Below are 24,433 nucleotides of genomic sequence, written 5' to 3'. Positions count from 1 at the left end.
GAGCCGTGCAGACGGTAGAGCGTGTCGACATTGCCCTGGAAGAGATAGAGCGCGCGCGCGCCGAGCGGGTTCTTCAGGCCGCCGGGCATGCCACCATTGTCGGCGCTGTACTGCTTCAATTCCGGCTGCCGCGCGATCATCTCATCCGGCGGCGTCCATTTCGGCCACTTCTGCTTCCACTGCACGACGGCATCGCCCGACCATTCGAAGCCGGCGCGGCCGAGACCCACGCCATAGCGGATGGCCTGGCCGCCGGGGCGGACCAGATAGAGGAAGTGGCCTGTCGTATCGACGACGATGGTCCCAGGCTTCTGCCCGGTCGGATCGGGCACGACCTGACGCAGGAACTGCGGGTCGATCCTGTCGACAGGGATGGCGGGAAGGTCGAAGCCGCCATCGTTGACGGCCGCATACATGGAGGCATAGTCGGCCAGCGGCGGTTCGACATAGGTTGGTGGCGGCGGCTGGGCTGGGCCGGGTCCGGTGGTGGTGCAGGCCGAAACCGCGATCGAGGCAGCGCCAAGTGCTGCGGCATTGAGGAAGCCGCGACGGCTCAGGCGGAGGGATTCGATTTCGGGTATGGACATGGCTGCCTTCTTTAGAACTCAAACTGCAACAAAGCGTGAATACGCCTGTCGCTACGCGGGTGCCTGACAACACCTGAGGCGATAGGCGGTTCCGATTCTGGCCCGAACGTGGACAAAGAAAGGCGAAGCTGTGACCGCGCGGCCACTGTGGCTCCAGGGTAACAGCTGGACAGTCAGGCGGTGACCAGGGCCTCGAGCGAGGGCAGGATCAGCGTCGGCGGATAGTCCCGGTATTCCTCGGGTTGGTTGGTACGGTTGATCCACACGGTGCGGAAGCCGAATTTGGTGGCGCCCGCCACGTCCCAACGGTTGGACGACTGAAACGAAACCGCGCCGGGATAGAGACGCCAGCCGGTGGCGACCATATCGTAGACCGCCGGATCGGTCTTGAAGCGCCGCACCGCGTCGACGGAGTAGATGTCGTCCAGAACCTGGTCGAGGGCGGCGGATTTGACCGCCGCTTCCAGCATCTCGGGCGAGCCGTTGGAAAGGATCGCCAGCCGAGCCCCCGAAGCCTTGAGCGCCTTCAGCACGGCCGGCACTTCCGGATAGCAATCCAGCCGCCAGTAGGCGTCCAGCAGCTTGGCCTTCAGGCCGGGATCTGCGGAGGGAACCTTGCGCAAGGCGAAGTCGAGCGACTGTTCGGTCAATTGCCAGAAATCGGCATAGGCGCCCATCAGGGTGCGCACCCAGGAATATTCAAGCTGCTTGGCGCGCCAGATTTCGGACAGCAACTGGCCGTCCGGCCCGATCTGGTCGGCATGGCGGCGCACGGCGGCATGCACGTCGAACAACGTGCCATAGGCGTCGAAAACATAGGCGGCGTATTGCATGGCAACAGTTTTGAGGCGAGGCGCGGCAAGGTGCAAGCCTTGATTGCATGCCGCCGCCGCTGGCCTCAACAAAACTCCCCGATGCTGGTTGACGGCGCCGCCCAAAGCATCTTCCAATGCCGTCACACAAGATTGATCGGAACAGGACAACGCAATGACACTGGCGGCAGCCGCGCAATCCGCGACATGGACCTTCGTCGACGGCGACTGGTACAAGGGCAATGTCGCCATTCTGGGGCCGCGCAGCCACGCCATGTGGCTCGGCACCAGCGTGTTCGACGGCGCCCGCTGGTTCGAGGGCGTCGCGCCCGATCTCGATCTCCACGCCAGGCGGGTGAATGCATCGGCCATTGCGCTTGGCCTCAAGCCCAATATGACGCCTGACCAGATCGTGGGGCTGACCTGGGACGGATTGAAGAAGTTCGACGGCAAGACGGCGGTCTATATCAGGCCGATGTATTGGGCCGAGCATGGCGGCTACATGGGCGTGCCGGCCGACCCCGCCTCGACGCGGTTCTGCCTCTGCCTCTATGAATCGCCGATGATCCCGCCAACCGGCTTTTCGGTGACGGTGTCGCCGTTCCGGCGTCCGACCATCGAAACCATGCCGACCAACGCCAAGGCCGGATGCCTCTATCCCAACAATGGCCGCGCCATCCTCGAAGCCAAGATGCGCGGCTTCGACAATGCGCTGGTGCTCGACATGCTGGGCAATGTCGCCGAGACTGGAAGCTCCAACATCTTCCTGGTCAAGGACGGCCATGTGCTGACGCCGGCGCCGAACGGCACCTTCCTGTCAGGCATCACCCGCTCGCGCACCATGACGCTGCTCGGCGAATACGGGTTCAGAACGACGGAAAAGACGCTGTCGGTGCGCGATTTCCTCGAGGCGGACGAGATTTTCTCGACCGGCAACCATTCCAAGGTCGTGCCGGTCACACGCATCGAGGATCGCGACCTGCAGCCCGGGCCGGTGGCCAAGAAGGCGCGCGAACTTTATTGGGACTGGGCGCATTCGACGTCCGCCGGCTGACGGTCGGCCCGGCCTTTTTGTCGCTGTCCGCCCTGGGGCTGCAAAACCGTGTGACAGTTGTCGGGAACCCGCTTAGAAAGGGAACCGACACTTCACTTCCGGAGTTGTTCCAGCTCAATCCAGACCTATCTTAATCCGGTATCCGAACCGGATTTTTCCACGAGGGAGTACTACCCATGGCTTTTGAATTGCCCGCTCTGCCCTACGACTATGAGGCGCTGCAGCCCTACATGTCGAAAGAGACGCTGGAGTATCACCACGACAAGCACCACAAGGCTTATGTCGACAACGGCAACAAGCTCGCCGCTGAAGCCGGCATGGGCGATCTCTCGGTCGAAGAGGTGGTCAAGCAGTCGTTCGGCAAGAATGCCGGCCTCTTCAACAATGCCGCCCAGCACTACAACCACATCCATTTCTGGAAGTGGATGAAGAAGGGCGGCGGCGGCAACAAGCTGCCGGGCGCGCTGCAGAAGGCGGTCGACAGCGACCTCGGCGGCTATGACAAGTTCAAGGCCGACTTCATCGCCGCCGGCACGACGCAGTTCGGTTCGGGCTGGGCCTGGGTTTCGGTCAAGGACGGCAAGCTCGCGATCTCCAAGACCCCGAACGGCGAAAACCCGCTCGTTCATGGCGCCTCGCCGATCCTTGGCGTCGACGTCTGGGAGCACTCCTACTACATCGACTACCGCAACGCCCGCCCGAAATATCTCGAGGCCTTCGTCGACAGCCTGATCAACTGGGATCACGTGCTCGAACTGTACGAAAAGGCCAAAGGCTGATTGAAGCATCGGAAAAGCCCCGCACGCCGGGGCTTTTCTTTTTCAAATGCCTGATCCGGGTTTGAGCTGGTTTCAGCAAAATCGTTCGAACAGAAGGGAATATTCCGCCCGCCGCGTCCGTTAACGTTCTGTCCTGAAATGCCTTCATCATGGAGCCAAATGAATGGGAAAGCTTGTCATCGCCATCTCAATGCTCGCCGTCACGGTTTCGGCCGCCTTTGCCGATCCGATCCTCGACCGGCAGGCTCTGATGAAGGAACGCGGAAAGCTCGTCGGCGGCCTGTCGAAAGTGGTCAAGGGCGAAGAGGCTTTTGATGCCGCTGCCGTGCTGACGCAATTGCAGGCGCTGCAGGCCAATGCCGAGAAATTCGATGTCGAGGCCCTGTTCCCGAAGGGCAGCGATACCGGCGACACCACGGCGGCGCCGAAGATCTGGGAAGATATGGCCGGCTTCAAGGCCGCCGAGGACAAGTACCTCGCCGACGTCAAGGCCGCGGTCGCGGCGGCCCCCGCCGATGTCGATGCGCTGAAGGCTCAGATCGGCGTGCTTGGTTCGGATTGCGGCACCTGCCACCAGGGCTACAGGGTCAAGAAGGGCTGATCGCCTGATATGGCGTGGCTGAGGAAGTTCGTCGGCGCGGCCCTCGTATTGGGCGCCGCCGGCGCGGCGGCGGGCTGGCTGCTGTCCGCCCCGGCCAGGCTTGACGCCGCCACGCTGGCACAGCTTGGACCGGGTGACGCCGCCAGGGGCAAGCGCATTTTCTACGCCGGCGGCTGTACCTCCTGCCATGCAAAGCCGGGCTCGCAGGGCGATGCCCGGCTTCAACTGGTGGGCGGCCTCGAACTCAAGACACCGTTCGGCACCTTCGTGCCGCCCAACATCTCGCAAGACCCCAAGGACGGCATCGGCGCATGGTCGGTCGGGGATCTCGCCAATGCCATGCTGAAGGGCGTATCGCCCTCGGGCGAGCATTTCTATCCGGCGTTTCCCTACGCCTCCTACGCCCGCATGAAGCCGCCCGACATCGCCGATCTCTATGCCTTCCTGAAGACGCTGCCTGCGGTCGCCGGCAAGGCACCGGACAATTCGCTGGCGTTCCCGTTCAACATCAGGCGCGGCATCGGCTTGTGGAAACGGCTCTATCTCAGCGACCAGCCTGTCATTGCGTTGCCCGACGGCACGCCGGAACCGGTGCTGGCCGGCCGCTATCTGGTCGAGGGGCCGGGCCATTGCGGTGAATGCCACACGCCAAGGGATTTCGCGGGCGGGACGCAGAAGGGCCAGTGGCTGGCGGGCGCCGTGGCCGCCGAGGGTTCTGGCGTCGTGCCGAACATCACTTCGGGCGAGGGGGGTATCGGAAGCTGGTCCGCGTCCGATATCGCCAACTATCTCGAAACCGGCTTCACGCCGGATTTCGATTCCGTCGGTGGCGCCATGGTCGACGTGCAGCGCAACATGGCCGAACTGACGGCGGACGACCGGGCGGCGATCGCCGCCTATCTCAAGGCGGTTCCACCGCACCCAAACGGCTATCCGGCGCGTAAGTCCGCCAATTGAGCCCCGGTCTATTGTTCAGGTCTCGCCTTGCTTAGCAAGGCGAGCACCTTTTCGAGCCGCGCCACGACATCACTGGCTTCCAGGAGCTGTTGCTTCTCATCAATGCCTGTCGGCAGCATCTGCGCGATAGTGTCGGCCAAGAGACCGGGATTTTCCGTGGAAGGAAGGCCGAAGCGGGCCCGCTGGCGCAGCGGAAGCGAGGAAAGGTCGACATTGGCGTAGGTTCGGTACGCGTCCAGCACCATACGCGAAAGCGAGGCCGCTTCCGGAGACTGACCGCGCTGCTCTTCAATAGCGGTTATCTCGGCCGCCAGGAATTCGCCGTCAATCAGTCCTGTGATGGCCACGCGCTGGAGGCCGGATACGGTGACTTTGAGGATCCCGTCCATCTGTGTCTGGCTGTTTATCACGCTCGCCGTGACACCCACCGGGTAGAAAGATTGAAGAGTGCTGGGGTCGTTGTCGGCGCCGTGCTTCTGGGCGACCACCAAAACCCGACGATCGCCAGCCATGGCACGTTCAACGGCGCGCCGAGTTTTGTCGCGCGCCACGAAGATAGGCGTGATCGTCTGTGGAAACAGCACAAGATCCCGCATGGGAAAAATGGGGACGTTTGTCCGTGTGGAGCCGGCAGCGGCCACAACCGGTGACCCTTCAGGCGCATTTGCCTGCCGGTTTGCCTGAATTCTTGCGGCCAATACGTTCCAATCGCGCAGGCCATGAATTCTGGCGATCAACTCAAGGCTTTCGCTGTGGGAAAGAGAAATGGATTTGGCAGCCAGCGCTTCGCTTAGCGTCTGTGCCATTGCTTTGGCATCGCGGAAATCGCGCATCAGATCATCCTCTGCGTAAACGAACGGAAGGCGCCAGGAGCTTGCGTTGCTGACCCGTTCGTTCGGGCAAAGGGAGCCTGAATTGGCTCGATACATTCACCGTACCCAGGAGGGTGCAAGCAGCAGGTTGTATCTACCGACCGGAAAGGTGCGCTGAAGGCCGGGTGTTTGTCAATCTTGACGTTCGGCGCCCCGGCATCGCGGCCGGGGGCTCAGACGATTGTCGTCAGCGCGTCGAACAGCACGAGGTTGAAATCCTTGGCGTCGTCGACGATGGCGTCGGGCTGGGACGAGAATTTCGCGACGACCATCTCGGCGTTCGGGTCGACATAGAGCCATTGCCCGTGAATGCCGAGGGCGAAGAAGGCCCCGGTGCCTGTCTGGTACCATTTGTTGTGGTACCGGCCCCCAGGCAGCCATGTCGCGGATGTGCTCTCGGCCCAGGCCCTGGACGAGCCGCCGGTCGTGGTGTCGTGCACCCAAGCCTGCGAGACGATGCGGCGTCCATTGGCTGCGCCGCCCTGCCGCATCATTTCGCCGATGCGCGCGAGGTCGCGCGGCGTCATGTTGATGCCGCCACCCGTGCGCGGCGTGCCGGCCCGGTCGACGGTCACATAGGCATCCTGCCTGGCGCCGAGCGGTTGGAACAACAGCTCCGAGGCGAGATCGGGAAAGCGCTGGCCGGACGCACCCTGGATGACCAGCCCCAGCACATCGGAATTGGGCGAGGCATAGTGATAGGCGCCGCCATGGTCGCCTCGTCCCTTCTTCAGCCCCGCGATGAACTCGACGACTGTCTGAGGTTCTTCGCCAGGTTCGGCGGGGTCAAGCAGACCGGCCCGGCGGTAACGGGCATAGGGACCGCGCGGATCATGATAGACCTCCTCGAAATCCAGGCTCACCCGCATATCAAGCACGTCTCGCACCCGGGCGTCCGCATAGGCGCAGGATTTGAACTCCGGCACATAGCGCGGCACAAACTCGTCGAAATCGAGCAGGCCATCGTCATGCAAAACGCCGGCTATGATCGAGGTCACCGACTTGCTGGTCGAAAACAGGATATGCCGGCTCGCCAGCGAGAAGTTTGGCGCGTGGAAGTCGGCGACGATCCGGCCTGATTTCATGACCACCATGGCATCGGTGGAGGTTTCGCGAAGTGCCTCGGCAACTGTGATGTCATGTCCGTGGAGAGGAAATTCCTGCCGCAGCAGTTCTGCCGGATCGACAGGCGGCTCCTCGGCGAGGCCCGGTGTCGCCGCGATGCGCGCTGTCGGGATAAATTCGCTTACATTGCGGAAGGCCCAGACATTCCAGGGCGCGGCGCGCCAGTTGCCGAGCCGGACCTCGTCGCGCTCGAAGCCGTAGGCTGCCTTGAAGGACGATGTTTCTTTCATGCGTGCTCTTCCAGTCGCACGGCACCGCCGAGCCAGCATCCGGCGGGACGTCCGCCGTCGAGCTGGAAGCGGACCAGGATTTTCGAGGGGCGCCCCATGGCGCGGCCCTGGCGGATGATGATCTGCCGCTGGGATGTCTCGACCATGCCGTTCTGCAGCAGCCCGAACGACAATGCCGCCGCCGCGATACCCGTGGCGGCATCTTCGGGGTAGCCGGACGAGCGTGGGAACTGGCGGGCGTCGACGATCTGGGCATCCCTGTCGAACACCGCATAGGGATAAAGGCCGGTGGAGCCGATGCGGCCGCACAGCGCTTCGATCCTGGTGAAGTCGGGTTTCAGGCCATCGAGCACCGAGACGCTTCGCAGCGGGATGAGTGTCTTGACCCGGCTGGTGCTGGCGTTCTGGATCGGCAACGGGGCCAGGTCGTCCGCGTCTATGCCGAGGATATCGATGATGTCGGACCGGCTAACTTCGGCATCGGGAAGCGGCTCGACGGTAGCTGCCGGCTGCGAAATCTCGACCGCAGCACCCTCTTCGGTGCGATTGTGTATCCTGGCCCGTACCTTGCCGCTTCCGGTTTGGATAACGAGATCGTCGCCGCGCAGTTTTCCCAACCGCTCGAGCAGCCAGAGCGCGCCGACGGTCGCGTGCCCGCACATCGACATTTCATGATTGGGGACCCAGAAGCGGAACTCGAAATCACAATCCGATCTCGGTGGCTGCGGAAGCACGAAACCGCTCTCGTGACCAAAGGTTCGCGCCACCTCTTGCATCGCGGCGTCGGACATGCCGGTGGCATCGACGACGATCGGCGCCGGGTTGCCTCCAAGAGCGCCATCGGCAAACACACTGACAAGTTGAACGTCCGGACGCATCCTGATTCCCGCGATTGCGCTTTCTTCGTCGAGCCAGTTTAAGCCAGTGGCAGCCGTGACGCGCGCCCGAACGGGCCCTATGGCTTGATCGGCCGGGCCAAGCGTTTGCGGATATCGGAAGGTGAGCGGCCGTCCGCCCGGCGCATGGCGTGGGCCAGTGCTGAGCCGCTGTCGAAGCCGACCCGGAAGGCGATCTCGCCGATGGGCAGATCGGTCCCGCTCAGCAACTCCCGTGCCGTCCGCAGGCGCACACGCAGCTGGAACTCGCCAACCGACACGCCCGTGCCTTCACGAAACAGGCGGGTGATGTGGCGCCTGGAGACACCGAAGCGTTCGCCAAGCGCATCGAGCGGGATCTGTTCATCGGCGTGGAGTGTCAGATACTCCTTCAGATCCTCGACCAGGGCCGCCGCATGCTCGCGGCGTGAGGCGCCGGGCATCGTCTCGCCGGCCATCACCTCGGCGATGCATTGCACGAGCAGGGCGGAACTGAGTGCGTGTTTGACCCCGGAGCTGCCGTAGGCGCCCACGCCATTGCGCAGCGAAAGCGCCTGCAGCGTGCGCACAGTCGGCGAGCGGCGCACGAATATCGTCGCGCGCGTGCGCTTGTGGAACTCGCTGAGCGAGCCGATCTCCTGGTCGAGACGGCGCAGGATGGCGCCTGTGACATAGACGGCGAGGTGGCGATGGTCGCCAATGCCGGCATGCGTTTCATGGGCACGATCTGACGGCACGACAGCAAACCGGTCCTGCGACAGCCAGGTTCCTTGGCGCTGGTCTTCATGCTTGAGCTCGATCGTTCCCCGGCTCGGCAAGATGAACATCAGGCAGTCGTGCCAGTGCCACGGCGTGGCGTAGGGGCCGCTGCCCGCCACGGCGGCGTGCTCGTCGTCGGCAGAGATCAGCAGGTCGGCCTTTGCCGTGTCGCGCAGATGCTCGAATGAGCGAAGCATTTCGGGGCTCGAATTGGTCAGGGCCACATTAGCAGCGGACCCGGCGGGCCGGCAATCGGCCGAACGTCAAGCCTTGCCGGTCGCTTTCCCGCCTATGGATGTCGGTCGCCGAGGAAGTCGAAGCCGGCCTCGAAGAAATGATTGTAGTTGCAGGTCAGTTCCTCGCCGGGCGCGATGTCACGCAAGGCGAAGGTTTCTTCCGGTGCGGAGACATCGCAGTTCGGCTCGTCGGCATGGTTCATGTAGCGCGCATCGTCGGCTTCGAAGACGATGTAGCCGGGGTCGCGGCGGTCGGGATAGGAATAGCGGTCGAGATAGCTCTTCACCGGACCAGTCTGGCTCTCATAGGTGTCGACCGCGATGACGCGGTCGAACCGTGAGTCGAGCTTCCAGATCAGCGTGCCCTGGGGAATGTGGTTCTTGGCGAAGACGCCGATACCCTGGATCGATGATTTGTCGAGATAGGTGTCGACGAGCAGCATGATGGACCTTGCACGATTATGGCCTGTCGTGGCCCGGAAAAAATCGCGCTTTGGGTAGCGCGTGAGCGACCTAATTGCGAGCGGAAATGAACGTCCGGAATTCAAAAAGTCATGATCGGCCGGCGTGCCCGAACGGGCACGCCGCCGAAGCCCGACGTCAGCGGTGCTGCAGCGCCAGGCGGATGCCGAGGGAGCAGTAGATGCCGCCGACAATCTTGCCTTGCCACTTCAGCACCTTTGGATTGCGACGCAGAAATCTGCCCAGCCCGCCGGCGCTCAGCGCGAACACCACGGTGCTGAAAAGGCCGAGCAGCACGAAGATGATGCCCAGCGTGAACAGCTGAAGCATCACCGATCCGTTTTCAGGCCGCACGAATTGCGGCAGGAAGGCGAGGAAGAACAGCGCCGTCTTGGGATTGAGAATCTCGGTCAGAACGGCCTGCCGGAACGCCTTGCCGGGCGAGATAGCAAGTGTGCCGGCGGTGGGATTGGCCGGGGCCTTTTCGATCATGGCGCGAATGCCGAGATAGATGAGATAGGCCGCGCCGATATACTTGATGATGCTGAACAGCACCGCCGAAGCTGCGATGATCGCCGAAATGCCGACCATTGCCATGACGGTGTGAAAGATGTCACCTGCCGCGACCCCGGCGCCTGTCGCTATGCCGGCCTTGGTTCCGGAACTCGTCGCCCGCGCGACAGTCAGCAGCGTGGCCGGTCCGGGGATGAACACGAAGCCAAGCACGACGGCGACATAGGTGATCAGTGTTGAAGGATCGATCATTTCCGGTCTCCGGTGAGGTCGGCCTTGCCCACGACCTTCAAGGCGAAGGAATAGGTATAGGCGATCTCTTCCAGGCGTGAAAAACGGCCGGAGGCGCCAGCATGGCCGGAATCCGTGTTTATCTTGAACAGCACCGGATTGTCACCGCTCTTGCGGTCGCGCAAACGCGCCACCCATTTGGCCGGCTCCCAGTAGGTGACGCGCGGATCGGTGAGGCCGGCGAGCGCCAGGATCGGCGGATAGTCGAGAGCGGCGACGTTGTCATAGGGCGAGTAGGCGGCGATCGTCCGGTAGTCGTCGGCCGACGCGATAGGGTTGCCCCATTCCGGCCATTCCGGCGGGGTCAGCGGCAGCGTAGCGTCGAGCATGGTGGTGAGAACGTCGACGAAGGGAACCTCGGCGACGATGCCGCCAAAACAGTCCGGCGCCATATTGGCGATGGCGCCCATCAGCATGCCGCCGGCAGAGCCCCCCTGCGCGATGATGCGGTCATGCGCCGTGTAGCGCTCGGCGACCAGATGGCGCGCGCAGGCGATGAAATCCGTGAAGGTGTTCATCTTGCGCGCCCGCTTGCCGTCTTCGTACCAGCCATAACCCTTGTCCTTGCCGCCGCGAACATGGGCGATGGCAAAGACCAGGCCGCGATCGACCAGCGAGAACCAGTTGGTGTTGAAGGCGGCCGGCACGGTAATGCCATAGGAGCCGTAGCCGTAGAGCAGGCAAGGGGCCGATCCGTCGAGCGGTGTGTCGCGATGGTGCAGAAGCGAAATCGGCACCATTTCGCCGTCGGCGGCGGGCGCCATCAGCCGCCTTGTGACGTATTGGTCCGGATTGTGGCCGGATGGCACTTCCTGCGTCTTGAGCAAGACCCGCTCACGGGTGCGCATGTTGTAGTCGAACACCTGCGACGGCGTGGTCATCGACGAATAGGAAAAACGCATGATTTCGGTGTCGTACTCCAGCGAGCCAGACAGGCCGAGCGAGAACGCCTCCTCGTCGAAAGAGATGAGATGCTCCTCGCCATCGGCCCGGTCGCGCACGACGATGCGCGGCAGGCCTTCCCTGCGCTCGAGCCGCACCATGTGGTCCTTGAAGCCGATCACCGACAGGATCAGCCGGCCTGGTTCGTGCGGCACCAGTTCCTGCCAGTTGGCGCGGACCGGATCGTGCGCCGGCGCCGTCATGATCTTGAAGTCCTTGGCGCCGTCGGCGTTGGTTAGGATGAAGAAAATGTCGCCGCCTTCCTCCAGTTCATATTGAAGGCCGGTTTCGCGCGCCGAAACGAGCCTGGGTTCGGCAAAAGGATCGCTGGCGCTCAGCAGGCGGTATTCAGAGGTCTCGTGATCGTTGATGCCGATCATGATCCATTCATTGTTGCGGGTGCCGTCGACATTCATGAAGAAGCCGGGATCGGTCTCCTCGTAGATCAGCCTGTCGTCCTCTGGAGATTGGCCGAGGGCATGGAACAGCACCTTCGACGGCCGGTGGTTGGGATCGAGGCGTGTGTAGAAGAACCCGTCATTGCCCTTGTCCCACACGCCTGAACCGCCGGTCGCCGGTATCTGGTCCGCCAGGTCCTTGCCGCCGGCAAGGTCGCGCACGCGCAACGTGTAGAATTCGGAGCCCTTGTCGTCGAACGCCCACAGAAGCTTGCGGTGGTCGGCGGAATGATCGACGGCACCGAGCCGGAAATAGACCTTCCCTTCCGCCTCGGCATCGCCATCGAGCAGGATCTGCTCAGGCCCGCCGTCGCGCGGCATGCGGAAATAACGCGGCTGCTCGCCGCCGAGCTTGAAGGACGAACCATAGGCGTAAGGTCCGTCCTTCATGGGAACCGAGGAATCATCCTCTTTGATGCGGCCCTTCATCTCGTCGAAAAGCCGCTTCTGCAGTTCCGCTGTATCGGCCATCAGCTTCGACTGATAGGCATTCTCGGCGTCGAGTTCAGCGCGGATCGCGGCATCGAGCAAGGAGGGGTCCTGGAACATCTCCTGCCAGTTGTCGGCCCGCAGCCATGCGTATTCGTCGGTTCGCGCGATGCCGTGATGTATGTCCGAAACCGGCCGCTTCTCGGGCGACGGCGGGCTGACGATCGGAAATCGGGAGGTTCTGGTCATTGCATCTCGCTCTGGACGTATCGTGACCGACGAATGGCACGGCAAGGAGCAAGGGTTCAAGAGCCACGGTGTGCGGGTTCATAAGCCCGGAACCCCGCAGTATCGCATGGCAACCTATGGTTTTGTGGACAGATGTGAACAACCAAGATCGCCAGCCCGGTCGGCAAGCAAAGCCGAGCATTGGGAATTGCTTTGTGAGTTATCGCGAATGTAACGTCGAGCTGACCTACCGTCAGCGATCGCCGGTTTCGCCAGCGAAATATCGAAAAATTACATGATGCACGAAAGATTGAAGCTCATTCCGGAATAGTTGATCAACATTTACAAATATAATGCATGAGGCGAATTGACTTACTTGCTCTATGGTCGCATTGATGTCCCGCGACACGAATCGCGGAAGCTCTATCTGCACAAAATTCGTGCAATGCCCTGTCTGTAAAAAAGGGCACAGACTGATGTAACTCTTGTTGGGGCCTGAAGACCATGGATATTGTCGAAACACCTTCCAGAAACAATGATGCGCTGATCGAGCTGACCGCCGATGTGGTGGCTGCCTATGTCAGCAACAACCCCGTGCCTGTCGGCGAATTGCCGAACCTCATATCCGATGTCCATGCGGCCCTGGGGCGCGTGGGCGGAACCGTCGAACAGCCCCCTGCCGACAAGCAGAAGCCGGCTGTAAATCCGAAGCGCTCGGTTCATGACGACTACATCGTCTGCCTTGAGGACGGAAAGAAGTTCAAGTCGCTGAAGCGTCACCTGATGACCCACTACGATCTGACGCCGGACCAGTACCGCGAAAAGTGGAACCTTGATCCGACCTACCCGATGGTTGCCCCCAACTACGCGGCGGCCCGCTCGCAGCTCGCCAAGAAGATGGGTCTTGGCCGCAAGCGCAAGGGCCGCTGATCTCTACTTGGCAGATCGGTTCTTTATCGACGGCGCCTTCGGGCGCCGTTTTGCTTTGGAGCACCTGGCTGTTGATCCGTGAACATCGCCGACAGGCCAGGGCTTGTCAGGCGAGCGCCATCTCGGCATCGCGCTTGATGCGCTTGACCATCGAGCGCAGCCCGTTGGCGCGCTGGGGCGACAGGTGCTCGTCCAGGCCGAGTGCCTTCAGCGTCGCTTCGGCGTCGGTCTTCTGGATTTCGCTGGCGGTCCGTCCCGAAAACAGCGCCAGCATGATCGCGACCAGCCCGCGCACGATATGGGCGTCCGAATCGCCCCTGAAGGTAATGATTGGATCGCTGCCCGGGCCCCGTTCGGTGGTCAGCCAGACCTGGCTCACGCAACCTGGCACCTTGTTGGCCGGGTTGCGCTCCTCATCGGGAAATGGCGGCAGCGCTTCGCCGAGCTCGATGACGTACCGATAGCGGTCCTCCCATTCGTCGAGGAAGGAGAAGTCGTCGCGGATCGTCTGGATCGTGGTCGTCATCGCCCGGATATAGTGGCGCGGCCGCGCCGCGTCACGGAAAAAACAAGAACACCGCGGGCGTCGAGAGGGCAGACGCCCGCGGTGTGCCGTCGGGACGGCTTAATTCCTTACCGGCAGGTTGACCGTTTCGGGCAGGACGATGTCCTCCGGCACGCTGCCGGTGGTCGTCGACGTGTCGGGACCGGCGGATTTGTCATCCAGCATGGCGGCCGCGATCTTGGCGGTTTCCTTGGCGCGGGCGGTGATGGTGTTCATGGCCGACTTGCCGGTTTCGCAGACGTCGGGCTTACGCTCGCAGATGCCGGCGATGTCGCCGACAGCGTCGCGCGCCGCGAACAGTGCCTGGATCGGGCCGACGCTCTGGTGCCCAGGCTCGTCGGAATCGACACCCAAAGGCAGTGCCAGCAGCACCAGTGAAAACCAGAATGCCATTCTGATCAGGAAGAACATGCTCGCCTCTCGTCGTGACCGGATCATGCGTCACATGGCATGACCTCTTTTATGGGCAGCATGTTGACACACAGGCGCAAAGGACGGCTTGCGAGTTGTACGAAAATTTTCCTCAAATTTTAGGCAAGTTCGAAACGAACCATTTTGCTGCGGATTTGTTTCATATCGGGACGATCCGAGTTACTTCTTGATAACCATCTATCTCGCTGGTTTCATTGTATTTTTGTTAGGTTCGAGCAATGCAGCTCCCGTCGCTGGCCTGCGGGCGGCAGTGGTTCTCGGATAACCCTCCATTTACTATGGCGGCATTTGCCCCGGTTTTCGGCCGCCGCCGTCCCGATATTTGCCGCAGGCCGGGCTTTGGTCGGTCCTGCCTTATCCATTCCTTAAACGCTGGATGCGAGTTTCAGAGCCAACCAAGATAATCTGCAAAAGCAGAGCTGTTCACGACGAGTGCGAGTGCGTTGAGTTGATGCCTATCGAGGCCAGATACGCTGAATTGCCCGGCGCGATTGCCGCCGGTTGCGAACGTATGGTCCATCCTTCCATCATCGAACATGGCGAGCGCGATCGCCAGCGCCGTTTCATCGGCGTCATGCTGACCGCTCCGCTCTTCGCCGCCGGCGCCGCCGTCACTCTGGTAACGTCAGGCATGGGCGCCGCGGTCACCATCGCCGCCATCTTTGCCGCCTTCGGGCTGTGCTGGTTCGTCGCCCTGTTGGCGGCCGCGACGGGCAAGATGGCCGCCGCGGCGCCGATCGCCCTCACACTGGCTGCCGTTGCCCTGGGCGGCCTTATCGCCGCTGCCGGCGGGTTGAGCTCTCCCGTTGCCATGCTCGTCGTGGCGCTGCCATTCGAAGCCTGGTGGATCGGCGCCTCGCGGCGCGCGGCACTGTGGGGAGCCGCTTCCGCGATCGCCGCCATTGCCCTTCAACCTCTGGTGCCGGCCATGATGCCGATCGCCGGTGTGCAGATCGCTGCCTGGCACTGGCTGGTTCCGCTGGCCTGGGCGTTGACGCTGATCCCGCGCGTATCGGCGGCTCACGACGCGCAAGAGGCTGCCGACAAGGCGGACGCCGGCGACCGGCTGGAAGACGTCATCGACGCGGTGGTTTTGCGCATTGCCCGCCACGGCGAGGTCGTTGATGCGTCCGCCAAGGCACGCACGCTGCTGAAACTGCCGCCTGAACTGCTTTCGGGAACCGGACTCTTCGATCGCGTCCATTTGTCCGACCGGGTAGCCTATCTCAGCGCCCTGGCGGATATGCGTGACGGCGCCATGTCGCGCCATCTCGAACTGCGCATCAGGCTGCCGCAGAGCGGCAACGGTCTCGCGGCCGACAATTACCGGCCGTTTGCACTCGAGCTGGCGCGCGGTGAGAAGCAGAACGATGTCTTCACGCTTGTCCTGCGCGAAAACGACGAGATCGCTGGGCTGCGCGAGGAGCTCGCTCAAGCCAATGAAGCGGCGGCAGCCGCCGAAGTGGCCAAGGGACGGTTCCTGGCCGTGGTCAGCCACGAACTGCGCACGCCGTTGAACGCCATCATCGGTTTCTCCGACATGCTGCTGCACGAGATGTTCGGCGCCTTCAGGGATCCGCGACAGAAGGAATATGTGGAGCTGGTGCGGGATTCGGGCCAGCATCTGCTGGCCGTCGTGACCTCCATTCTCGATGTGTCGAGGATCGAATCCGGCGCCTACACCGCCGAGCCAGAGCCGTTCCGGTTCATGGATGCGGTCGAGATGTGCCAGTCGATGATGCGCCTGCAGGCGCAGGCCAAGAACATCGACCTGCAGACGCAGATCGCCCCCGACGCCGGCGACATCAATGCCGATCGCCGCGCGGTGCAGCAGATCCTGATCAACCTTGTCTCCAACGCGATCAAGTTCACGCCCGACGGCGGCGATGTAGTCGTCGGCGCCAAGCGGATCGGCTCGCGCCTGCATTTCTGGGTCCGGGACACAGGCATCGGCATCGCCGAGGAGGATTTCGCCAATCTCGGCAAGCCCTTCATGCAGATCCAGAACGACTATACGCGCCGTTTCGAGGGAACCGGCCTCGGCCTGTCGCTGGTGAAGGGGCTGGTGGCGCTGCACGAAGGCACCATGTCGATCGAAAGCATGCCGGGTGAGGGCACCACGGTGACCATCGGCCTCCCGGTCGGCGGACCGAAGGGACGTCCCGCCAACCAGTCCGGAGTGCTGACGATGCCGGTGATGAGGGCGAAAGGGGACAGAAATGGCTCGCTCCGCAAAACAGCCTAAGGCGCCGGTCAAGCGGCGCAGCACCGTCGTTCAAGACAGCGCCGTCGCAGTCGGCGGCATGATTTCACGCAACCCTGTCCTGGTGGGCGGGTCGACCGCTTTCCTGGTGACGCTGTTCTACGTCTCGGCCAATGCGCTGTGGTACCAGCCGTTCCCGCATGCCGGGGCGTTCTTCGCCACCCGCAACTTCCAGGGCCTGCCGCACAATGCCGCTGACGAGCCGGAAACGACGATCAACATCGTGCGGCCCAATGCGGCGCCGGCGCCGATGAAGGGTGATCCGGTGGTCGAGCAGGTGCAAGGCATCCTGAAGGACCTCGATTTCTACTCCGGTACGGTCGACGGCATTTCCGGCCCCAACACGCGCAAGGCCATACAAGCCTACCAGCAGAAGGTCGGCCTCAACGCTTCCGGCGAGATCGACGCGCTGCTGCTGGATCAGCTGGGCGCGACGCCCAAGACCGCCGCCGTGCCCAAGCCGCAGCCGCGCCCCGATACGTCGGCCGCCGTCCCGGTGTCCTTGCAGACGAATTCCTCCGGCCAGACCAACGCCGGGCAAACGAATTCCGGGCAGGCGAATACCGCCCCGGCACAGGGACCCGACCCTCGCATCGTCAAGATCCAGGCCGGACTCAAGGCGTTCGGCAATGATGATATGCGATTGGATGGCGTCGTCGGCGCCCGCACCAAGGCGGCCATCAAGGAGTTCCAGTCGCTGTTCGGGCTGCCGCAGACCGGCGAGCCCGACGAGATCGTCTACGTCAAGATGCGCGAGATAGGCCTGACCAATTGAGGTCAGACCAACGAAGCCCGAAACGGCTGCTCGCCCAGCGAGTGAAATATCGATAGATAGCCCCGCACGGTTTGCGGAGTTTTCATGCGCGTCACATCGGATCTATGGGTTTCTGCCTTGGTGCGCCGGGTCTTCGGCACCGGGGGATTTGCCGCCATTGTCAATCGTGGCGCGACCGAGGCTGGCGCTGTTTTCGTGCTGGCGCGGGGCAGGTTGGGCGAAGTCGCCCTCTACGGGCCGGCGCCGCAGACGAGTTATGATTCATCCAAGCCAGACGACCGTTTCTTCAGCCTTCTCGCCACTGGCGATGATCCGGCGGTCCTCGATGCCCGTCTTGAGCGTGAGAAGAAGTTCGATCCCGACATCTGGGTGGTCGAGATCGAGGGAGGCACCGTTCCCGTCGAGGAGCTTATTTCCGTGAAGACGCCCTGAGGGCGGGCGCCAGGGCTTCGTCGCTGTTCGAGGCCTTGCGGCTGTCGCTGTTCGCCGGCGAAGTGTCGCGAACCATCCTGGATAATGTTTCCGCCTTCCATCCCCGCACCCTGTCTAGGGCCACATCGCGGTGCAGCAGCCGGTAGCGGTCGAGATAGGCGCGGATCGCCTGTGGATGCGGGAACAGGTTGGGATAGACGGCAACCGTGATCAGGAAGGCGCGGTCCTCGCTGAGGTCTAGCGAACGAAGCGCCGCGAGCAGCGCCGCATAGTTCTGATTGGCCACCAGCGATCGGGCGGTCGAGAAATCAATGTCGAGGGCGTCCGCCAGCGCGGTCTGGAAGAACGCGGCGTTGCCGGTCAGCGCCGTTTCGCGCAGCTTTACATAGGTGTCCGAGCCGGGGAATGCGTCGACCTTGGCCGCCAATGCCTCGTCGCCTGTACGCATCATCGAGCGCAGCCTGCGCCGCGCATTCTCGGCGGCGGCACCCGGCGGTGGTTGCGCGACGGCGTTGTCTTTGGCGGGCTCCATCGCTTCGGCGGGTTCTGCGGCGGGGGCTTGCATCTGCGGATTCCGCACGCTGACCAGTGTCGGTCTTTCGAGCGCCCTGATCAGATCGGCTATGGTCGGATTGAGGTCCTTGCGGCGCGCGATGGCACGCGCATGCGGCAATCCATGCCGGCCGATCAGCGCGATCAGGTCGATATCGCTGACGGCGCGCGAACGGATGAGCAGCGGCGCGGCGATGTCGACCGGTTCCTCGCACAGGCGGCGCACCAGCGCGACGGGCGCGTATTCACATTCGGAAAGGGCGGCGGCCACATAGCGCCGCGATTCGACGGAAACCTCATCGAAGAGGGGCAGCGTCAAATCCTCGAGCTGGCCGATTTCGCGGCGTGATGGACGTGTCAGCGAGCAGAATGCCGAGACCGCGGCCCGGAACAGCCTTTCGGCTTTGCCCGACTCTGTGCGTACCGCGATTTGCCTGAAGTCCGAAGATGACACGAAGGATACGCCCGATGACAGACACACGCTTGACCACGCTCGACCGGATCGCGCCGGTCTGGCGATCGCCTTGGTCAGAACGTCCTGACCCGAAGACAAAGATCAAGTTAGCGACGATCCGTTAGCGCTCCGTTAACCCTCTGCCGGCCTTAATAACATTTGGAGGCGTTGCGTTGTGCTCCGGGGAAACCGAGAGGAATGCGCGAATCATGGGCATGGTACTGTCTTTCGTGCCGCGTGCGGCACCGACCAACCGAGTAAAGCAAACCGCCGAAATACCGGCGGCGGTCATCATCTTTCCCGGCATCCGCTATGAACGGTCCGGTTCCGTCGAAACGCGATCTGCCGGGCCTGACAAGCCGCCACGGACGCCGGTTCCGCACCATTAGCAGACGCCAGCCTGGAACGGCGAAGTCGGCGGTGGCCTAGAAATCCTGCAGTTCGCAGGAACTCTGGTCGAGGAAGCGCGACACGATCGGTTTCCAGCTGTCGTCCGGCACGAAGCTGCGGATGACGAAGATGCCCTCGTCGATGGGCGCTTCGACGAAGACCGCCCCCTGCAGGTCCTCGGGAAGGTCCTTGCGCACGTCGATCATCTGCGCCGGCGTCAGCACGACCGCATCCAGCACGCCGCCTGTCGCCGTATGATCGTTGAAGGAATAGACGTTGTGGCCGTTGCGGTCATAGACCGACACCGACCAGAAGGGGACGTTTCCCGGAGCCTTGACCCGGACCATGCCTTCCCCGAGATCGAAGCGGCAGGCGGTGGCGTAGAACAGCGGGTCGACCGATTTCACCACCGGCGCGCCGCCCGCCTCGGCATCGAGCCGGTTCATCCGGTAGAGATCCGACGCCATGGAAAGGCGCGACCAGGCGTCGCGTTCCGAAAACTCGGGCACCAGAAGCAGCACGATGATGTGCACGATGCCGGCGCCGACAAGGCCGAGCAGGACGGCATGGAAAAGCCTGCGCAACGCGGCATAGAAACTACGCATCGCAGCCCGCCTTAACGATCCTGGGCAGCGAAACGTCCGACAGGCCCGTGCTGCTGGCAATCGGCGTGTCGTAGAAGGTCAGGACGAAATACATCCGGCCCGAACCATCGGTCAGAAGCCAATTGCCCGGCATGGGATGGTGGCCGACCGAAATGATCACCGAATTGTCGGGCTGGCGCAGAACCTCGTAGGACTGAAGCGCGGCAAGTCTTGTCTTGCCCGTGTCGACGACGCCAAGCGATTGATCGGCGGCATAGAGCGTCCAGAACCGGGCGGTCGGAAACCCGCCTTCGAGCCTGTAGGTGCATTCCCGTTTGAGCTCGTCGCCGGCGGCGTCATTTTCGGCGACGAAGGACAGGCCTTCGGCACGGCCGAGCGCAAGCACGCCCTCGCGCGCCACGCGCGCCTTGGAGTAGGGGTCGGCGGCCGGCGTGCCGATATCGGGAAACGCCGTCCACTGGCCGATCCTGATCGCGCCGACGCCATCCTGGATTTTCAGCGCATACCAGACGCTGGCGCCGCCGCCACCAATGGCTATGGCAAGCGAAAGCAGCATCAGGAAGGCGTTCTTGAGCATGAGGGGCCGGGTGGATGAAGGACTGCCGTTCGGGGATATCGCGACGCGGGGCCTTGTGGCAAGCCGGCGTGATGGATTTGCCGGCGGGCAACGCTGCGCCGAGCCGGTATTCACAGGGCCGAGAGCGTCTCCGGCGCGGCAGGCGTATCGAGCTTTCGCGCGGCCTGGAACGCTTGCGTCATCTCTCGCAGCGTCTGGGTGGTTCTGCTGGACAGAACCGGTGGACGTTGCGCGGCGGCGTCGGCGGCCGCCTGCTCGTCATTCTTCTTCTGCGCCTCCGCGGCCTTGGCGGCGATCTGTTCGTCGACGAACGGCTTGTCGATGCCGGGGATCGGCTTCAGGTCGATGTTCTGGTGCGCGTAGACCATCAGGCGCTGCCACACCATCGCCGGCAGCGAGCCGCCGGTCATGTTCTTGGTTGGGGTGAAGTCATCATTGCCGAGCCACACGGCAGCCGTGTAGTTGCCGGTAAAGCCGACAAACCAGGCGTCGCGGTAGGATTGAGTCGTGCCGGTCTTGCCCGCGACCACGATGTTGGGGATCTGCGCCCGCCGGGCCGTGCCCATCACCGGCACTGCCGTCAGCATGGTGTTCATCGACTTCAGCGCCTGTTCGGAAAGCACCCGATGGGGCGGCGGCGCGTCCTTGTTCCAGTCATAGACCACGTCGCCCGTGCGCGTGACGAGCTGGGTGATGCCGTGCCTTGAGCCGACGAAGCCGTTCTGGGCAAAGACGCTGTAGCCGGTCGCCTGGTCCATCACGGTCATGCCGGAGGTGCCGAGCACCATCGTCTTGTGCCCTTCGAGCGGTGATTCCACCCCGAACGATTCCGCCATCGCCTTGATCGGGTCGATACCGAGATAATCCTTGGCCAGCCGCACCGGCACGGTGTTGATCGACTTGGCCATCGCCATCAGCAGCGTGATGTTGCCCGCCGACTCGCCGCCGTAATTGTGCGGCGACCAGTTGCCCCAGCTGATAGGCCCACCCGAAATGATCGAGTTCGGCGTGAAGCCATGCTCCATCGCCGTGGCGTAGACATAGGGTTTGAATGACGAGCCGGTCTGGCGCAGCGCCTTGGTGGCGCGATTGAACTGGCTGGCGCCATAGTCGCGGCCGCCGACGATCGCCCGCACCGCGCCGTTGGTCTCGATGACCACGACCGCGCCTTCGGTGACGTTGTATTCCTTGCCGAACTGGCGCAGGTGGAACTCGACGGATTCTTCGGCGGCCTTCTGGATGTTGGCGTCGAACGTGGTGTGCGCGACCAGCGAATGCTGCCCTGGCTTGGCGATCTTCTTGACCTCGTCGAAGGCCCAGTCGAGGAAATAATCCGGGCTCTTCTGCTCGCCGCGGTCGACGACATCGGCCGGATGGAGCCTCGCCTGCAGCACCTGGCCCTCGGTCATGAAGCCGGAATCGACAAGGTTGGACAGCACCACATTGGCGCGTGCGCGCGCCGCCGGCAGGTTGATGTGCGGGGCATATTTGGTCGGCGCCTTGAACAGGCCCGCCAGCATCGCCGCCTCGGCGAGGTTCAGGTCCTTGACGCTCTTGCCGAAATAGAAGTCGGCCGCCGCCTCGATGCCGAACGTGCCGCCGCCCATATAGGCGCGGTCGAGATAGAGCTGCAGGATTTCCTTCTTCGACAGATTGGCTTCGAGCCAGAGCGACAGGAAGGCTTCCTTGATCTTGCGCTCGAACGTCCGCTCATTGGTCAGGAACAGGTTCTTGGCCAGCTGCTGGGTGATGCTGGAACCGCCCTGGACGACTGAGTTCGCCCGCACATTCTCGAAGATCGCGCGCGACAGGCCGAGCACATCGATGCCGTAGTGATCGAAAAAGCGGCGGTCCTCGGTGGCGAGCACGGCCTTGATGACATGGTCCGGCATTTCGTCGACCGGCACTGAATCGCGCTGGATGATGCCGCGCTGGCCGATCTCGTTGCCGTAGCGGTCGAGGAAGGTGACGGCAAAGTCGCCCTGCGCGCGCCAGTCGCCCGTCGTGTCCTGGAACGCCGGTATGGCGAGCGCCAGCATGACCACCATGCCGCCGGCGCCCAGCGTAAAACCTTCGCTCAAGACTTCGATGATGCCGCGCCGCCAGCCCTTGAGGCGGAAGCGCCGTGAGAAGATCGTCGCGCTTTCCCAGAACTGGCGCGCCTTGAAGCCGATCTCGTAAAGTGAAGAATCGATCCAGGCGTCCAACGCCAGAAGGCGCGACGCGATCGGACCTCTTCTCTTGCGCGGTTCAGGGCTGACCATTCAAAAACCCGGCTCGGCTGTGGCGCGACCTGAAAACCGCAAGCGGGCAATTTCAGGGCAGCACCCTGTCCCGACTATTCGTCCATTTCGCAAGCGCCCACAAGGGCGGCGAGGACACAGCTGCAAGCTTTGTCGATGGAAAGAGTAGGAACCGGCAACGGATAGCTCGCCCGCTGGATGCTCGATCCGGCGGGCGAGGGTAATCTGTCGCTCCGCGCCTTCAGGCCGGCTCGCGCTTCAGCGCCTGGGCCATGCAGTGGATGCCGCCGCCGGTCTTGGAGATTTCGCTCATGTCGACGGCCGCGACCTCGAAACCGCGCGCCTTGAGCTTTTCGATCAGCGTCTTGGAGGAGGTCGGCGCGATGACCCGGTCCTTGCCGAGCGACATGAAGTTGCAGCCGAGCGCCATCGTGTCCTGGAAGGGCACGTCGATAATCTCATGGCCCTTGCCCTTCAGCCAGTCGACAATGCCGGGTTCGGTGCAGGCAAGGCAGACGGCGGTAAGCTTTTCGGCGATCGGCACCACCATCAGGTCGATATGGACGTAGTACTCGTCGATGAAGGCCAGCCGCGTCTCCCAGCCTTCTTTCTCGAACCAGGACTGGACCTGTCGGGCGCCTTCCTCCTGCGTGCGGGCGCCGCCGCAGCCGATCAGCACCACGCCGTCCTCGATGACGTTGAAGTCGCCGCCTTCGAAGGTGCCGGCCGTCACCATGTCGTAGATCGGGATGCCGAGCTTTTCATAGGTGCGGATGGCCGCGTAATTCTCGCCGCGCCGCCACCAGTTGGCCATGGCGGTGATGAAGGCCCCGTAGGGGGTCATCACGCTGGAATCGCGCGAATAGACCTGCATCGGCAGTTCCGGCGTCGGCTCGTGCCAGTGGATGTTGACGCCGAAATGTTCGTAGGCCGCGACCAGGTCCTTGTGCTGCGCCTGCGCGATCTGGACGTTGCAGGGCGCTTCGCGCAGATGTTTGCGCGACAGCGAACTGGTCGACAGATGGCGCAGGAAGTTCGGCGAGCCGAGCAGAACATCGGTCAGGACATCGGTCTCGTTGGCGAAACCCCATGCGGTCAGCGGCTTGGTGCCACCAGCCGGATTGCGGCGCTGCAGCGAGAAAGGCTCGGCGACGATGCGGTCATGAACGGTCATGCTGTTCTCCTCGTGGATTTGTTTTTCATCGGTCGTTTCATTGGGTGCCGGCGGACGGGATCCACCAGTCGCGGCCACGCGCGGTGGTGACATATTCGGGCCAGCGGAAGTTGATCGGCGGTTCGTAGTCGCAGAGCGGCGCGATCCAGTTCGAGCCGCCGACACCGCCGCCTGTGCGGGTGACGAACTCACTCATCGCCGCATCCCGGGCGGTGTCGTCCTCGAGCAGGCGAAGCGCCGCCAGGGCGACCGTCTTTGCCGCGCAGATGACCATAGGGTCGATCGTGGCCGCAATGCCGCCCAGCGCATTCATCACCCAGGCCGGATAGGCGTGGCCATTCGGCGAGCGCAGGGCAGGGCGGGCAACGTAGAAACGAGCGGTCGGCGCGTGCCAGCTCATGTCAGTGTAATCGTCGGAGGTCGAATTCACCTGCGAGGGCGGCAAGTCGCGGCGAAGGACTGCCTCGGCGTCCTGCGGGGAAATCAGCCGCTCCATCTCGTCGATGAAAGGATTGTCCGTCGCCACGCCCCCGGCATTGACCTGAATCTCGCGCGCGATCGCCCTGGCCGCCTCGTCCCAGCGTGGCGGTCCGACCGTCGAGAGGGCCGCGTAGGCGATCTCCGCCATGGCATGGTTGGCCAGTCCCGGCCGAGATTTCGACACCCAGTGCCGCTCGTAGCGGCAGCCGCTTATCGCGGCGGCGGCGGTGGCATTGCGGTCGAGCACCGATGTGACCTGTTCGGCCATGCGAAGCGTCGGTACGCGGATCATGTACTGGATTTCAGCGAGCCCGGCGGGCAGATTGTCGGCGGTGGCTTGGCCGGCGGTCA

24 protein-coding genes and 1 pseudogene are annotated in these 24,433 nt (G+C 63.1%); 8 read left to right on the top strand and 17 right to left on the bottom strand.

Features of this window, described 5'->3' with window-relative positions; genetic code table 11:
• On the bottom strand, nucleotides 1–587 hold a 587-nt coding region (locus J0I79_RS26160), incomplete at its 3' end, for a L,D-transpeptidase (protein ID WP_292866208.1).
• A 173-nt stretch (nucleotides 588–760) separates the two neighbouring features.
• Entirely contained in the window at nucleotides 761–1,420 is a 660-nt protein-coding gene (locus tag J0I79_RS26155) for a haloacid dehalogenase type II (RefSeq protein WP_292866205.1), read from the bottom strand.
• 154 nt (nucleotides 1,421–1,574) lie between these two features.
• On the opposite strand from J0I79_RS26155, the gene J0I79_RS26150 reads away from it, so the two are divergent.
• The 4 genes from J0I79_RS26150 to J0I79_RS26135 all read left to right on the top strand — a co-directional run bounded on the left by J0I79_RS26150 (nucleotide 1,575) and on the right by J0I79_RS26135 (nucleotide 4,790).
• Nucleotides 1,575–2,453, top strand: a complete 879-nt coding sequence (locus J0I79_RS26150; protein ID WP_292866202.1) for a branched-chain amino acid aminotransferase — start codon at nucleotides 1,575–1,577, stop codon at nucleotides 2,451–2,453.
• 176 nt (nucleotides 2,454–2,629) lie between these two features.
• Nucleotides 2,630–3,232: a superoxide dismutase gene (locus tag J0I79_RS26145; protein WP_292866199.1), complete on the top strand. Its 603-nt coding sequence runs from the start codon at nucleotides 2,630–2,632 to the stop codon at nucleotides 3,230–3,232.
• Nucleotides 3,233–3,395: 163 nt separating this feature from the next.
• The gene (locus tag J0I79_RS26140) at nucleotides 3,396–3,833 is read left to right on the top strand and encodes a cytochrome c (RefSeq protein WP_292866196.1); all 438 of its coding nucleotides are present in this window, start codon (nucleotides 3,396–3,398) and stop codon (nucleotides 3,831–3,833) included.
• Between the two features lie 9 nt (nucleotides 3,834–3,842).
• Entirely contained in the window at nucleotides 3,843–4,790 is a 948-nt protein-coding gene (locus J0I79_RS26135) for a cytochrome c (RefSeq protein ID WP_292866193.1), read from the top strand.
• 8 nt (nucleotides 4,791–4,798) lie between these two features.
• Here J0I79_RS26135 and J0I79_RS26130 read toward each other — a convergent pair whose 3' ends face one another.
• From J0I79_RS26130 to J0I79_RS26100, 7 genes are all read right to left on the bottom strand, one after another.
• Nucleotides 4,799–5,623: an LON peptidase substrate-binding domain-containing protein gene (locus J0I79_RS26130; protein WP_292866190.1), complete on the bottom strand. Its 825-nt coding sequence runs from the start codon at nucleotides 5,621–5,623 to the stop codon at nucleotides 4,799–4,801.
• A gap of 212 nt (nucleotides 5,624–5,835) precedes the next feature.
• On the bottom strand, nucleotides 5,836–7,017 hold the full coding sequence (locus J0I79_RS26125; protein WP_292866187.1) for a serine hydrolase: 1,182 nt from the start codon (nucleotides 7,015–7,017) through the stop codon (nucleotides 5,836–5,838).
• Nucleotides 7,014–7,895: a PhzF family phenazine biosynthesis isomerase gene (locus tag J0I79_RS26120; RefSeq protein WP_292866184.1), complete on the bottom strand. Its 882-nt coding sequence runs from the start codon at nucleotides 7,893–7,895 to the stop codon at nucleotides 7,014–7,016. The genes J0I79_RS26125 and J0I79_RS26120 overlap by 4 nt, the downstream gene beginning before the upstream one ends.
• Before the next feature lie 77 nt (nucleotides 7,896–7,972).
• On the bottom strand, nucleotides 7,973–8,848 hold the full coding sequence (locus J0I79_RS26115; protein WP_292866181.1) for a helix-turn-helix domain-containing protein: 876 nt from the start codon (nucleotides 8,846–8,848) through the stop codon (nucleotides 7,973–7,975).
• A 92-nt stretch (nucleotides 8,849–8,940) separates the two neighbouring features.
• Nucleotides 8,941–9,330, bottom strand: a complete 390-nt coding sequence (locus tag J0I79_RS26110) for an SET domain-containing protein-lysine N-methyltransferase (RefSeq protein ID WP_292866178.1) — start codon at nucleotides 9,328–9,330, stop codon at nucleotides 8,941–8,943.
• Nucleotides 9,331–9,487: 157 nt separating this feature from the next.
• Nucleotides 9,488–10,114: a LysE family translocator gene (locus tag J0I79_RS26105; RefSeq protein WP_292866175.1), complete on the bottom strand. Its 627-nt coding sequence runs from the start codon at nucleotides 10,112–10,114 to the stop codon at nucleotides 9,488–9,490.
• Nucleotides 10,111–12,231, bottom strand: a complete 2,121-nt coding sequence (locus tag J0I79_RS26100) for a S9 family peptidase (RefSeq protein WP_292866172.1) — start codon at nucleotides 12,229–12,231, stop codon at nucleotides 10,111–10,113. Before J0I79_RS26100 ends, J0I79_RS26105 begins: the two co-directional genes overlap by 4 nt.
• Nucleotides 12,232–12,714: 483 nt before the next feature.
• On the opposite strand from J0I79_RS26100, the gene J0I79_RS26095 reads away from it, so the two are divergent.
• A complete protein-coding gene (locus J0I79_RS26095; RefSeq protein ID WP_292866169.1) occupies nucleotides 12,715–13,140 on the top strand; it encodes a MucR family transcriptional regulator in 426 nt (141 codons plus the stop codon).
• A gap of 106 nt (nucleotides 13,141–13,246) precedes the next feature.
• Here the strand turns inward: J0I79_RS26095 and J0I79_RS26090 are convergent, their stop codons facing one another.
• Together J0I79_RS26090 and J0I79_RS26085 are read right to left on the bottom strand one after the other, a co-directional pair.
• Complete coding sequence (locus J0I79_RS26090) at nucleotides 13,247–13,666, bottom strand: SufE family protein (protein ID WP_292866166.1); 420 nt, start codon at nucleotides 13,664–13,666, stop codon at nucleotides 13,247–13,249.
• Nucleotides 13,667–13,765: 99 nt separating this feature from the next.
• Nucleotides 13,766–14,116, bottom strand: a complete 351-nt coding sequence (locus J0I79_RS26085) for a DUF5330 domain-containing protein (protein WP_292866163.1) — start codon at nucleotides 14,114–14,116, stop codon at nucleotides 13,766–13,768.
• Between the two features lie 532 nt (nucleotides 14,117–14,648).
• On the opposite strand from J0I79_RS26085, the gene J0I79_RS26080 reads away from it, so the two are divergent.
• The 3 genes from J0I79_RS26080 to J0I79_RS26070 all read left to right on the top strand — a co-directional run bounded on the left by J0I79_RS26080 (nucleotide 14,649) and on the right by J0I79_RS26070 (nucleotide 17,607).
• A complete protein-coding gene (locus J0I79_RS26080) occupies nucleotides 14,649–16,382 on the top strand; it encodes a HAMP domain-containing sensor histidine kinase (RefSeq protein ID WP_292866160.1) in 1,734 nt (577 codons plus the stop codon).
• Complete coding sequence (locus tag J0I79_RS26075; protein WP_292866157.1) at nucleotides 16,357–17,175, top strand: peptidoglycan-binding protein; 819 nt, start codon at nucleotides 16,357–16,359, stop codon at nucleotides 17,173–17,175. Before J0I79_RS26080 ends, J0I79_RS26075 begins: the two co-directional genes overlap by 26 nt.
• An 84-nt stretch (nucleotides 17,176–17,259) precedes the next feature.
• Nucleotides 17,260–17,607, top strand: a complete 348-nt coding sequence (locus J0I79_RS26070) for a DUF1491 family protein (protein WP_292866154.1) — start codon at nucleotides 17,260–17,262, stop codon at nucleotides 17,605–17,607.
• Here J0I79_RS26070 and J0I79_RS26065 read toward each other — a convergent pair.
• The 6 genes and pseudogenes from J0I79_RS26065 to J0I79_RS26040 form a co-directional block, all read right to left on the bottom strand.
• The gene (locus J0I79_RS26065) at nucleotides 17,585–18,613 is read right to left on the bottom strand and encodes a hypothetical protein (RefSeq protein ID WP_292866151.1); all 1,029 of its coding nucleotides are present in this window, start codon (nucleotides 18,611–18,613) and stop codon (nucleotides 17,585–17,587) included. The two genes, J0I79_RS26070 and J0I79_RS26065, sit on opposite strands and share 23 nt — an antisense overlap.
• A gap of 425 nt (nucleotides 18,614–19,038) precedes the next feature.
• Nucleotides 19,039–19,608: a DUF1254 domain-containing protein gene (locus J0I79_RS26060; protein WP_292866148.1), complete on the bottom strand. Its 570-nt coding sequence runs from the start codon at nucleotides 19,606–19,608 to the stop codon at nucleotides 19,039–19,041.
• On the bottom strand, nucleotides 19,601–20,185 hold the full coding sequence (locus tag J0I79_RS26055; protein ID WP_292866145.1) for a DUF1214 domain-containing protein: 585 nt from the start codon (nucleotides 20,183–20,185) through the stop codon (nucleotides 19,601–19,603). The genes J0I79_RS26060 and J0I79_RS26055 overlap by 8 nt, the downstream gene beginning before the upstream one ends.
• A gap of 110 nt (nucleotides 20,186–20,295) precedes the next feature.
• Nucleotides 20,296–22,449 carry a penicillin-binding protein 1A gene (locus tag J0I79_RS26050; RefSeq protein ID WP_292866142.1) on the bottom strand — a complete coding sequence of 718 codons (2,154 nt, stop codon included), beginning with the start codon at nucleotides 22,447–22,449 and terminating at the stop codon, nucleotides 20,296–20,298.
• Between the two features lie 220 nt (nucleotides 22,450–22,669).
• The gene (locus J0I79_RS26045) at nucleotides 22,670–23,602 is read right to left on the bottom strand and encodes a dimethylarginine dimethylaminohydrolase family protein (RefSeq protein WP_292866139.1); all 933 of its coding nucleotides are present in this window, start codon (nucleotides 23,600–23,602) and stop codon (nucleotides 22,670–22,672) included.
• Nucleotides 23,603–23,639: 37 nt separating this feature from the next.
• Nucleotides 23,640–24,433 (bottom strand): annotated as a pseudogene (locus J0I79_RS26040) (amidohydrolase); the annotation flags it as partial.

Origin of the sequence: Mesorhizobium sp., assembly GCF_017306585.1 — a bacterium.
Classification (GTDB): domain Bacteria; phylum Pseudomonadota; class Alphaproteobacteria; order Rhizobiales; family Rhizobiaceae; genus Mesorhizobium.
The sequence above is the reverse complement of the archived record's forward strand: the minus strand, read 5'-3'. Positions and strand labels throughout refer to the sequence as shown.

Bases quoted from the DNA above. Each gene is read 5' to 3' on its own strand.
- J0I79_RS26155 (WP_292866205.1), bottom strand. From the start codon at position 1,420: ATGCAATACGCCGCCTATGTTTTCGACGCCTATGGCACGTTGTTCGAC.
- J0I79_RS26150 (WP_292866202.1), top strand. From the start codon at position 1,575: ATGACACTGGCGGCAGCCGCGCAATCCGCGACATGGACCTTCGTCGAC.
- J0I79_RS26145 (WP_292866199.1), top strand. From the start codon at position 2,630: ATGGCTTTTGAATTGCCCGCTCTGCCCTACGACTATGAGGCGCTGCAG.
- J0I79_RS26140 (WP_292866196.1), top strand. From the start codon at position 3,396: ATGGGAAAGCTTGTCATCGCCATCTCAATGCTCGCCGTCACGGTTTCG.
- J0I79_RS26135 (WP_292866193.1), top strand. From the start codon at position 3,843: ATGGCGTGGCTGAGGAAGTTCGTCGGCGCGGCCCTCGTATTGGGCGCC.
- J0I79_RS26130 (WP_292866190.1), bottom strand. From the start codon at position 5,623: ATGCGCGATTTCCGCGATGCCAAAGCAATGGCACAGACGCTAAGCGAA.
- J0I79_RS26125 (WP_292866187.1), bottom strand. From the start codon at position 7,017: ATGAAAGAAACATCGTCCTTCAAGGCAGCCTACGGCTTCGAGCGCGAC.
- J0I79_RS26120 (WP_292866184.1), bottom strand. From the start codon at position 7,895: ATGCGTCCGGACGTTCAACTTGTCAGTGTGTTTGCCGATGGCGCTCTT.
- J0I79_RS26115 (WP_292866181.1), bottom strand. From the start codon at position 8,848: ATGCTTCGCTCATTCGAGCATCTGCGCGACACGGCAAAGGCCGACCTG.
- J0I79_RS26110 (WP_292866178.1), bottom strand. From the start codon at position 9,330: ATGCTGCTCGTCGACACCTATCTCGACAAATCATCGATCCAGGGTATC.
- J0I79_RS26105 (WP_292866175.1), bottom strand. From the start codon at position 10,114: ATGATCGATCCTTCAACACTGATCACCTATGTCGCCGTCGTGCTTGGC.
- J0I79_RS26100 (WP_292866172.1), bottom strand. From the start codon at position 12,231: ATGACCAGAACCTCCCGATTTCCGATCGTCAGCCCGCCGTCGCCCGAG.
- J0I79_RS26095 (WP_292866169.1), top strand. From the start codon at position 12,715: ATGGATATTGTCGAAACACCTTCCAGAAACAATGATGCGCTGATCGAG.
- J0I79_RS26090 (WP_292866166.1), bottom strand. From the start codon at position 13,666: ATGACGACCACGATCCAGACGATCCGCGACGACTTCTCCTTCCTCGAC.
- J0I79_RS26085 (WP_292866163.1), bottom strand. From the start codon at position 14,116: ATGTTCTTCCTGATCAGAATGGCATTCTGGTTTTCACTGGTGCTGCTG.
- J0I79_RS26080 (WP_292866160.1), top strand. From the start codon at position 14,649: ATGGTCCATCCTTCCATCATCGAACATGGCGAGCGCGATCGCCAGCGC.
- J0I79_RS26075 (WP_292866157.1), top strand. From the start codon at position 16,357: ATGGCTCGCTCCGCAAAACAGCCTAAGGCGCCGGTCAAGCGGCGCAGC.
- J0I79_RS26070 (WP_292866154.1), top strand. From the start codon at position 17,260: ATGCGCGTCACATCGGATCTATGGGTTTCTGCCTTGGTGCGCCGGGTC.
- J0I79_RS26060 (WP_292866148.1), bottom strand. From the start codon at position 19,608: ATGCGTAGTTTCTATGCCGCGTTGCGCAGGCTTTTCCATGCCGTCCTG.
- J0I79_RS26055 (WP_292866145.1), bottom strand. From the start codon at position 20,185: ATGCTCAAGAACGCCTTCCTGATGCTGCTTTCGCTTGCCATAGCCATT.
- J0I79_RS26050 (WP_292866142.1), bottom strand. From the start codon at position 22,449: ATGGTCAGCCCTGAACCGCGCAAGAGAAGAGGTCCGATCGCGTCGCGC.
- J0I79_RS26045 (WP_292866139.1), bottom strand. From the start codon at position 23,602: ATGACCGTTCATGACCGCATCGTCGCCGAGCCTTTCTCGCTGCAGCGC.